The sequence below is a fragment of the Secundilactobacillus collinoides DSM 20515 = JCM 1123 genome (genome assembly GCF_001435975.1).
Taxonomy (GTDB): domain Bacteria; phylum Bacillota; class Bacilli; order Lactobacillales; family Lactobacillaceae; genus Secundilactobacillus; species Secundilactobacillus collinoides.
Window position 1 is genome coordinate 1 of sequence record NZ_AYYR01000002.1, and the last position, 8874, is coordinate 8874.

Genomic DNA, 8874 nt, shown 5'->3' on the forward strand with positions numbered 1-8874 from the left:
ATTATCTTTATGGGGTCCTTAATTTGGCACCAAATTAGATATTAGTGACTATGAAGTCTACCCTATTGTATTCATTCAAAGTGTGTATTATCATTAGTTACATATAAGTGTTCCGGAGGCGTTCTGAAAACGACAAAAATTGGTTACGCACGTGTTAGTACTCGTGAGCAAAATCTAGCCCGGCAAATTGAACAACTACAAGCAGCTGGAGTAACAAAAATTTTTCAAGAGAAACTTTCTGGAAAAAATGCTGCCCGCCCACAACTTCAAGCCATGCTGAATTATCTTCGTGACGATGATGAGGTAATTGTCTTAAGTTTAGATCGGTTAGGTAGAAATTCAGCCGATTTAACAGAAATTATGGAAGCCATTCGCCATAAGGGGGCCACCTTAAACATTTTAAATTTACCGAGCTTTAATAGTATTGAAGATCCTAACTTACGTAACTTGATTACCAATATCATTATTGAGCTTTATAAGTATATGGCCCAAGAAGAACGTGAGACAATCAAAGTAAGACAGCGACAAGGGATTGAAATTGCTAAACGGCAAGGAAAATATCATGGTAAAGTCCGTGAATATGGACCACATTCACCGAATCGACAGAAACGTTATATTTATAAAGAAGCCTGTCGTTTGCTAACGCGCCGGGAACAGGGAGAAGAATTAACCAAACGGCAGATCGCGCGGATGTTGGGGATTGCCCCAGTTACCCTCTATCGGATCGAAAAGTATCGAGCGGAAGACCAAATTAAAGCAGCTAATTGATAAAGAAGCTCGTAAAGATCCAGATAAGACAAAAGTTGCCAATTTTGCCCATCATGTGGCATACTCTGAAATTAAATGAAGGTGGTTTAACATGACTAAGCTCTGGTGTGCCAAGATCCAATTGACAACTAAACAGCGTACCTATCGCTTTTCTAATGATTTACAATTGGCCTTAAACCAAACGGCACACCCCCAGCAAATTTTACAAGCATTGATTGTCGTTCCTTTGGCCCCCCTACACTGATAAGCAACAACCACCGATGGGAGTTGGCAAGATTCAGAAGATTTATAAAATGGCTTGGTTTAAAACCAGAGGCCTGCCAATTACACGAGGTCAATTGATGGGAGCAGCCTACTGGACCGAACGTCCGTATGTCCAAGTTGCCGGATATTTGACTCATAATTATGTTTGGTGGAGTCAACAACAAATTAGCAAAGACATTACCTATTGGCAACGTCAATTTTATCAGCAAACGGCTTATCACAGTCCCCTTTGGCGGAAAATTACCAATTGGCGGATTCGACGCCAATTAGGGCGAATTAAGCGACAACGCTGGCAAAAGAATATTCAATATTGGCATATTTAAAGTAGTCTGGTTAAACTGTTAGCACTAATGTTGCTTGGATAACCAATTATGATAAAAAATTAGTACTTTTTCCAAATATCAGTATTAGAACACCAAGAGACTAAGAATCATGTGATGAACATGACTCTTAGTCTCTGTTTTTGAAAATATAACGTTTATTGAAATATGAATGATTTTAATAAAAATGATTCTCGAATTAAGATAATCTTATTCCCGAATTGGCATCATAATAATGATATTTGCCATCATTTCCCAACGCTGACTTACCTTTAACCTGAATTCCATCAGACATAAAGCACATCTTTTTTCCTCGTATTGTTTGCTCACCAGTGACAGCGTCTCCATTATTATTAAGATATACCCATGATCCATTCGGAAGTTTGCCAAAATCATTTTTTAACATTGTTCCGTTTTTTCCTTCATAATAATTTGTTTTGCCATTGGATTCTCTTACAATGTTTCCCTTTACTTGCTTACCATCTGCGTTAAGGTAGTAGGTTTGGATTGAAGTCAATATTTGAGACAGGTTTTAAGAGACATTCAGAACCGCGTTTACCTTCCACAGCTCAAATAAATCATTAATCGTGATTAATAACTTATTTGAACCATGGAAAGCATTAAATCAGGCGGCCATTTGGCTCGTAAGTGTTGCGATTTCAACTGGTAAGGGGGTCTGGTAGCCCAGTGAACTATGAATTCTCTTCCTATTGTAGAAAGCATGCACATATTCAAAAAGGACAGCAGCGGCAGTTTCATAATTCTCAAAGACCGGCACTGGATAAACACATTCCTTTTTGAGGGAAGCATGAAAAGATTCCATTGGTGCATTATCGTATGGACACCCCTTACGGCTGTAAGAGTGGCGGCTATGTAGTTCTGTTAACCGTTGGTTGTAATCATCGCTGGTGTACTGTGATCCTAAGTCTGTGTGGATAATCAGGTCCCCAGTAATGGTTCGATTTTTAACCGCGCTTTCCAGGGTCTTTAAGACTAAATCAGTATCCATCTTTTTTGAGAACGAATAGCCGATAATTCGTCTTGAGTGCAGATCCATGATGGTTGATAAGTAACACCAGCCATTACGCTTCGTTTGAATATAGGTCATATCAGCAGTCCATTTTTGATTTAAACCAGTGGTCGAGAAATCCTGCTTAAGCAAGTTGGGACGCTGTTCAACCTTGGTTTTGGAAGCCGAAGCCGCTTTCCACTTATTGACGGTAACGGAGTGGATATCAAGTTCCTTCATGAGCCGGGAAATCCGTCGTGGACTGCACCGAAGCTGCAGTGGTTGAAGTTCCAGATTCAATTCATGATGGATCTTCATAACACCGTATCGCTGCTTAAATTCCGCAAAGATCCGCAGAATCCGTTGTTTTAAGTCCGCATCTTCGGCCCGGCGTTTTGAAGGCTTTGGGGATCGATAACGATAATACTGAGCTCTGGAAACACCGAGGATTCGGCACATCTTAGTTACCTGGTGGTGATGGCTTTCTTGGTGAATGTAATCAAAAATATTGGTTACTTCTGGGCAAGGAAGCCCAGGGCTTTTTTTAGGATTTCGTTCTCCTCAGACAGGGAAGCCAGCCGCTTTTCCATCGCTTTAATTTCGTCTGGCGATTTACCGGATTGAGTTTTGGCTTGGCCCTGGATCCACTTATGAACGGTTGAATAGCCAATGCCATATTCTCTGGCCAGTTGGGCGGCTGATTCGCCTTGTTTATATAGGTTGATGATGTTTTGTTTGAATTCTTTGTCGTAACGAGTTGGCATGTAAAAATTCCTTCCTTTTGAGAGACGATTTATTCATTATACCCTCTCTTAAAAGTTGTCTCAGGAATCAGCTTACATCCAAAATATTCGCCATTAATTACCCAAACAAAAATTTCAAACTTGATCCACGTCAATTCTTTATCGGTCGAACCACCATATACTAAAGACATCAATTAAGAAATGGAGCGGGAGATTATGAAATTCCAAAGATATATTAATCAACATACAAATCAAATTACATTGATAACGGCAGTATTAATTGGCGTAGGTCTCTTGGGGAAAGTTGTTGACAGCGATATGATCTACACGGTTTCATTTATCGCCGCTTCAATTATCTCAGCTGTGCCGATCGTTCTTCGGGCGGTTTCAGCACTCCGGTTTAAAACAATCAGCATCGAATTACTTGTCAGCATTGCTGTGATTGGCGCTTTCATCATTGGCGAGTACAATGAATCAGCAATCGTCACTTTCTTGTTCTTATTTGGGACGTTTTTGGAAGACAAAACGTTGGCCAAAACCCGCCACTCAATTAAAGATTTGACGGAAATGGCACCGACTACCGCAATGATTGTAGATGATGACGGCAACACTGAGGAGACGGATGTTGACTTTGTCGACGTTGACGACGTCGTCTTGGTCAAAGCCGGCGGTCAGATTCCGGTTGACGGGGAAATTGTGGATGGATCCGGTCACATCAACGAAGCCAGTATTACTGGTGAATCAAAACTAGTCACTAAGGGCACTGGCAATCAGGTATTCTCTGGCACCATCTTAGACAACGGAACACTTAAAGTTCGGGCAACCAAGGTTGGCGACGACACCACGTTTGGCAAAATTGTTGAACTGGTTGAGGATGCTCAAGACACCAAGTCGCCAGCAGAAAAGTTTATTGACAAATTTGCGACTTATTACACTCCGGCAGTTTTGATCATTGCATTGATTGTGGGCTTGGTTACCAAAGATTTCCGATTAGCGATTACCGTTTTGGTCTTGGGATGCCCTGGGGCCTTGGTCATCGGCGCCCCGGTTTCAAACGTGGCTGGAATCGGTAATGGTGCGAAAAACGGTGTCTTGATCAAGGGCGGTGAAGTGATGAACACCTTTGCCAATGTCGACACGTTGGTATTCGATAAGACCGGGACCCTGACTGAAGGGAAAACGGCGGTTACTCAGTTCAAAGATTACTCAAGAGACCAGTTGGCCTTGCAAATTGCCACAGCCGTTGAAAAGCAGTCGGATCATCCATTGGCACAAGCAGTTGTTAAATTCTCAGGTGATCATCATATTCCGTTTGAGGACGTTCAAGTTGCCGATGCTGACACAGTCAAAGGCCGTGGCGTTAAGGCAACTGCCAACGGTAAAAATGTTTTAATTGGTAATTTGAGAATGATGAACGATGAAAATGTTGATTTGACGTCTGAACAACGTCAAGACTTGGAAAACATCCAAGGCGAAGGCAGTTCAACAGTTATCGTTGCCTTCGACGGGCAAATTCAAGCCATTCTTGGTATCTCGGATGTGATTCGTCAAGGCGTTAAGCAAAGCCTGGCGACACTCAAGTCACTCGGCATCAAGAAGACGGTTATGCTGACCGGTGATAACCTGCAGACAGCCAATGCCGTTGCAGAACAAATCGGCATTGACGAAGTCCACGCAGAACTTTTGCCGGAACAAAAAGTCGAATACGTTAAACAATTCCAGCAGGAAGGCCACAAGGTTGCCTTTGTCGGCGACGGCATCAACGACAGTCCGTCATTAGTGACGGCTGACATCGGGATTGCCATGGGAAGTGGAACCGACGTGGCGGTTGAAACCTCTGATGTCGTCTTGATGTCATCAGGATTCAATGAATTGATCCATGCATATGGACTTTCCAAAAAAACGGTCATCAACACCAAGGAGAACATTTTCATCGCCATTGCGACGGTTGTCGCCCTCCTGATTGGCTTGATTCTCGGCTTTATTTACATGGCCAGCGGAATGTTTGTCCATGAAGCCAGTATCCTGGTTGTCATCTTCAACGCAATGCGATTAATTAATTATCAGCCAAAAGCTGCCAAACTTGATCCAGATCAATTATCGGTTGGCGAATAGGATGTATCATTAAAACAGTAAATGAGATGGAGGTTATCAATATGAGTAAAGCAATTTTACAATTAGACGCGCTGTCATGCCCGTCATGCATGCAAAAGATCAAGGGCGCACTTGAAAAGCAGGATGGTGTGGAAAACGTCAAAGTCTTGTTCAATGCAGCCAAAGTCAAAACTGATTTTGACGGCGATAAAATTTCCGCAGACAAATTGTCAGACACGGTAACTGATTTAGGCTATGAAGTTCAATCAATGAAAGTGAAATAGGTGAAGAATATGACAACAGCAACCCCCGAAAAATTATTTGAAGCAGAAGTTAAGCAAGCAGATATCGACCACCATACCCCAACGGCTGGTGCGATGACCGGCCACATCGTTGCCAATTTGGAAGTTTTATCCAACAAACTCCAGATGGCAAAATGGTATGTGAAGGGAATGTCGGCCCAACAGCTGAAAGTCCTATTCGGCGACTTACTTAAGCAGGCGTACGACCAAAAGGATGCCTTGGGCACGGTCTTAATCGATGAGGCCTTAATTACGCCAAGTACCCAAAAGGAATTCACAGAGTACACCATGCTGGAAGAAAATGGCCAGAACAAATATGAATCTGTAGAGTGGCTGGTCAACGACTTCGTCCACGACTATGACACTGAGAACATGTTTGTCACCCGGGCAATTAAGCTGGCTGAAAAAGAAGGCCGTCCAGTCTTGGCACAACATTTGGTTGGCCTGCTGCAAGATAACAACCACAACATCGCTACTCTGCAGGCCTTGCTTGGTAAGACACCACGAGAAGGCTTGGATGAGGAAGACGACGAAGATTAATCCTCAATAGATAATCGGGTAGGAGGTAATTGATTAATTCAATTACCGACCTCTCACACCACCGTACGTACGGTTCCGTATACGGCGGTTCAATAATTTAAGCACTTTGTATTGACTGGAGTGTCTTGCTCATATTGATGAGTCCAAGGCGTTCCAGTCTTTTGTTTGTCAGAGTATAGGTCAATGTCTTGCTATGCGCAGTTCGCCAATAACCCTTACGGGTATTGGCCATTGTATAAGCACTGGTGCCAGAAAGCCCCAGTTTTACAAGATGATTGACCTTTGTTTTGAGCTTCTTCCACTGTTTCCAAATATACTGGCGAATCCTTGCTCGCAACCATTCGTCTAAGTGACGGATAAAATTGGTCATTTTCCCGACCGAATAGTACTGTAACCACCCACGCATCTTTTGATGAATCTCGTTAAACACCAGGTTTAACGAAACGCCCCGATTGCGCTTGGTCATTTTCCTGAGTGCAGACTTGATGCGTTGCTTGGCCTGCCAAGCAGGTCGCGCATACGCACCTCCTCGACCAACCCCCAAGGAAAATCCCAGGAACTTGGCCCGCAGAGGCGAACTTACTGATGTCTTGTCCTCATTGACGGTGACCTTTAGGTCGCCTTCAAGAAAGCGAGTAACATTAGTCAGAACCCGTTCTCCAGCACGTTTACTTCGGACATAAATATTACAATCGTCCGCATAGCGGACAAACTTATGACCTCTGGAAGTTAACAGCTTATCCAGTTCGTTGAGATAAATGTTAGCCAAAAGTGGCGATAAGGGGCCACCTTGAGGGGTGCCTTTATCACTTCGTTCAAATAGACCACCATTCATGACACCGCTGGTTAGGAAGCGACGAATGAGATGCAGTATCCATGGATCCGTAATATACTGCTCAATAAATCTAATAAGCAGATCGTGGTTGACCGTATCGAAGTATGCTTTTAAATCGAGATCCACGACATAGTGATAGCCCTGATTGTAGAACTGAACCACTCTATCAATGGCATCTTTAGCACTTCGATTCGGTCGGAACCCAAAACTATTATCTGAGAAGACACGCTCAAATGTTGGCACCATGACTTGCGCCATGGCTTGTTGAACAAGTCGGTCAATCACAGTTGGTATTCCGAGCTTGCGTTTACCACCATTAGGTTTTGGAATTTCAACCCGCTTAACGGGACGAGGCCGATAGGTCTCGTTTTGTAAAGCTTGCAGTAATTCCTGTTTATGTTTCCTCAAGTAGGGCAACAGTTCGTCAACGGTCATTCCGTCTAGTCCTGCTGCACCTTTGTTTCTGCAGACGCGAAGATAAGCCTCGTTCAGGTTATTTCGGTCTAAGACTAACTCTTGAAACTTAGTGCCGTTCATCATCGTATTTTCACCAGAGTCAGTGCTACGCACCCCGACTTGTTCTTGGGCTTCCAGTCCTACTGTCCGCCGGCGGTCAGCTTTTTCTGTATTCTGCGGTTGTTGCACTGTCTCCACCTCCAATATCAATGATGACCTATTATTGTTCAGCCCTTCGTGGCAGATACCACTACTATGGCCTCGGCTGACTCCTGTATCGTTCTGCACCACATCACTGCGATGTTTGTTCCTGTGGCGCTTAGCGCGCCTCTTGTCGGGAACGTACGATACAGGCCTCCCCGGGTAAGAACGCCCACTTTCGTACCATGTCATTGCCAGCTTTACTGCGATGGCCTCGAGTAGTATTGGACTTTGGTTTGTTTGGCAACCTCGTCCGACCAACACAGCCTTATAGCTGATTCTTGTACATCAATGCGGTACTTTGTCGCCGACTTCCTTCAGATTCCACCTCACGATGGACACCCTTGTCATTGACTTGCGGTTCCGACTACTACGGCCCGCAACGGACTTTCACCGTCTAGTTGGCGCCCATGCCGGGCGCACCACGAAAAAAGTTCCGAAGCAATTTTGCTTCGGAACTTTTTTAATATCATTTTTTCGAATTCAAAGATTCAAACAAATCAGCACAATAACACAGGCAATCGTACTTGCCAGGATCCACCAGCCAACCCGATAAGCTGTCCGCTGATAGGTTGAAATTTGTTCCTGACTTAATTTGTCAAAATCAGGCATCCTAAGTGAGACGTTTTGAAATATGCTAGTCTGCAGCAGCGTATAGTCTTTTTTGATCAGCAGCTGATAGCTTGTCCACGACAATACCAGGGTCAAGCCGATGAGTGCAACATTGATTGAGACAAATATTAACAGGACGCAGATGATGATCGCACTAGTCAGCATTATCCGCCGAGTTCTCATTTTTACCACTCCTCGTATTATTAAAAATGTATTCAAGTATTGACCAGCTTCGCTGTTTGGATGCTGTGTGATATTCTCTAATTGTTCATTGGATTCGGATCCAACTGGTATAGGCTTTCGCCTCCTGTAGTTTATCTACATTTTAAGAATGCCGCCCAGATGAATTGTTTAAGTTCAAACCACAAGCTGTAGTGTTAGCTGATGATTTTGATAGCTCGCGTTCTATCAAGCAGCTAGTCATTGGATGACTTGTCTACTCATAAATTGCGAGGATGTTCTGAAGATTCATAATTAGGGAGTATCACACAGCACCCAAGCCTATCCAAAATAAGAACGGAAAGGAGGTCTGAATCAATGAACTTGAATGTTGGTATTGATGTTTCAAAATTGAAGCTTGATTATTGTGGAATGGATTCAAATAAGCAAGTGTGTTTCCAAGGTGAAGTAACAAACACCCCGAAGGGGGCCGGTCATATTCGTGATGAGATTTTAGAAGCTGTCTAAAATCTCTTAAGTAATAGTGCTAAAAACGCTAAAACGACCATTT

The 8874-nt window shown here is 43.4% G+C and carries 12 protein-coding genes; 7 read left to right on the forward strand and 5 right to left on the reverse strand.

Annotation, left to right across the window (positions count from 1 at the left end):
- The first annotated feature begins 123 nt into the window (after positions 1-123).
- The 3 genes from FC82_RS00410 to FC82_RS00415 all read left to right on the forward strand — a co-directional run bounded on the left by FC82_RS00410 (position 124) and on the right by FC82_RS00415 (position 1355).
- Entirely contained in the window at positions 124-768 is a 645-nt protein-coding gene (locus FC82_RS00410) for a recombinase family protein (protein ID WP_056995914.1), read from the forward strand.
- A 91-nt stretch (positions 769-859) separates the two neighbouring features.
- On the forward strand, positions 860-1012 hold the full coding sequence (locus tag FC82_RS17435; protein ID WP_420806423.1) for a DUF7679 family protein: 153 nt from the start codon (positions 860-862) through the stop codon (positions 1010-1012).
- On the forward strand, positions 984-1355 hold the full coding sequence (locus FC82_RS00415; RefSeq protein WP_420806424.1) for a DUF7679 family protein: 372 nt from the start codon (positions 984-986) through the stop codon (positions 1353-1355). Before FC82_RS17435 ends, FC82_RS00415 begins: the two co-directional genes overlap by 29 nt.
- Before the next feature lie 196 nt (positions 1356-1551).
- On the opposite strand, the gene FC82_RS00420 is transcribed toward FC82_RS00415, so the two are convergent.
- The 3 genes from FC82_RS00420 to FC82_RS00430 form a co-directional block, all read right to left on the reverse strand.
- Entirely contained in the window at positions 1552-1869 is a 318-nt protein-coding gene (locus tag FC82_RS00420; protein WP_153021047.1) for a hypothetical protein, read from the reverse strand.
- A 108-nt stretch (positions 1870-1977) separates the two neighbouring features.
- Positions 1978-2868 carry an IS3 family transposase gene (locus FC82_RS00425; RefSeq protein ID WP_156405113.1) on the reverse strand — a complete coding sequence of 297 codons (891 nt, stop codon included), beginning with the start codon at positions 2866-2868 and terminating at the stop codon, positions 1978-1980.
- Between the two features lie 5 nt (positions 2869-2873).
- Positions 2874-3125: an IS3 family transposase gene (locus tag FC82_RS00430; RefSeq protein WP_002816285.1), complete on the reverse strand. Its 252-nt coding sequence runs from the start codon at positions 3123-3125 to the stop codon at positions 2874-2876.
- Positions 3126-3320: 195 nt separating this feature from the next.
- On the opposite strand from FC82_RS00430, the gene FC82_RS00435 reads away from it, so the two are divergent.
- From FC82_RS00435 to FC82_RS00445, 3 genes are read left to right on the forward strand one after another with little or no spacing between them, the layout of a single operon-like run.
- Complete coding sequence (locus tag FC82_RS00435; protein ID WP_054762827.1) at positions 3321-5219, forward strand: heavy metal translocating P-type ATPase; 1899 nt, start codon at positions 3321-3323, stop codon at positions 5217-5219.
- A gap of 41 nt (positions 5220-5260) precedes the next feature.
- Positions 5261-5482, forward strand: coding sequence for a heavy-metal-associated domain-containing protein (locus tag FC82_RS00440; protein ID WP_003582479.1), 222 nt, complete (start codon positions 5261-5263; stop codon positions 5480-5482).
- 9 nt (positions 5483-5491) lie between these two features.
- On the forward strand, positions 5492-6040 hold the full coding sequence (locus FC82_RS00445; RefSeq protein ID WP_054762834.1) for a ferritin-like domain-containing protein: 549 nt from the start codon (positions 5492-5494) through the stop codon (positions 6038-6040).
- 97 nt (positions 6041-6137) lie between these two features.
- On the opposite strand, the gene ltrA is transcribed toward FC82_RS00445, so the two are convergent.
- Together ltrA and FC82_RS00455 are read right to left on the reverse strand one after the other, a co-directional pair.
- Complete coding sequence (ltrA, locus tag FC82_RS00450; RefSeq protein ID WP_054762830.1) at positions 6138-7520, reverse strand: group II intron reverse transcriptase/maturase; 1383 nt, start codon at positions 7518-7520, stop codon at positions 6138-6140.
- Between the two features lie 495 nt (positions 7521-8015).
- The gene (locus FC82_RS00455) at positions 8016-8327 is read right to left on the reverse strand and encodes a hypothetical protein (RefSeq protein WP_056995917.1); all 312 of its coding nucleotides are present in this window, start codon (positions 8325-8327) and stop codon (positions 8016-8018) included.
- A gap of 354 nt (positions 8328-8681) precedes the next feature.
- Here FC82_RS00455 and FC82_RS16660 point away from each other — a divergent pair, with 354 nt between their 5' ends.
- Positions 8682-8831 (forward strand): hypothetical protein, encoded by a 150-nt coding sequence (locus FC82_RS16660; RefSeq protein WP_235803094.1) that lies wholly within the window; start codon positions 8682-8684, stop codon positions 8829-8831.
- Positions 8832-8874: the final 43 nt, after the last annotated feature.

Excerpts from the sequence above, each read along its gene's own strand:
- FC82_RS17435 (WP_420806423.1), top strand. The coding sequence starts at position 860 with ATGACTAAGCTCTGGTGTGCCAAGATCCAATTGACAACTAAACAGCGT.
- FC82_RS00430 (WP_002816285.1), bottom strand. The coding sequence starts at position 3,125 with ATGCCAACTCGTTACGACAAAGAATTCAAACAAAACATCATCAACCTA.
- FC82_RS00435 (WP_054762827.1), top strand. The coding sequence starts at position 3,321 with ATGAAATTCCAAAGATATATTAATCAACATACAAATCAAATTACATTG.
- FC82_RS00440 (WP_003582479.1), top strand. The coding sequence starts at position 5,261 with ATGAGTAAAGCAATTTTACAATTAGACGCGCTGTCATGCCCGTCATGC.
- FC82_RS00445 (WP_054762834.1), top strand. The coding sequence starts at position 5,492 with ATGACAACAGCAACCCCCGAAAAATTATTTGAAGCAGAAGTTAAGCAA.
- FC82_RS00455 (WP_056995917.1), bottom strand. The coding sequence starts at position 8,327 with ATGAGAACTCGGCGGATAATGCTGACTAGTGCGATCATCATCTGCGTC.
- FC82_RS16660 (WP_235803094.1), top strand. The coding sequence starts at position 8,682 with ATGAACTTGAATGTTGGTATTGATGTTTCAAAATTGAAGCTTGATTAT.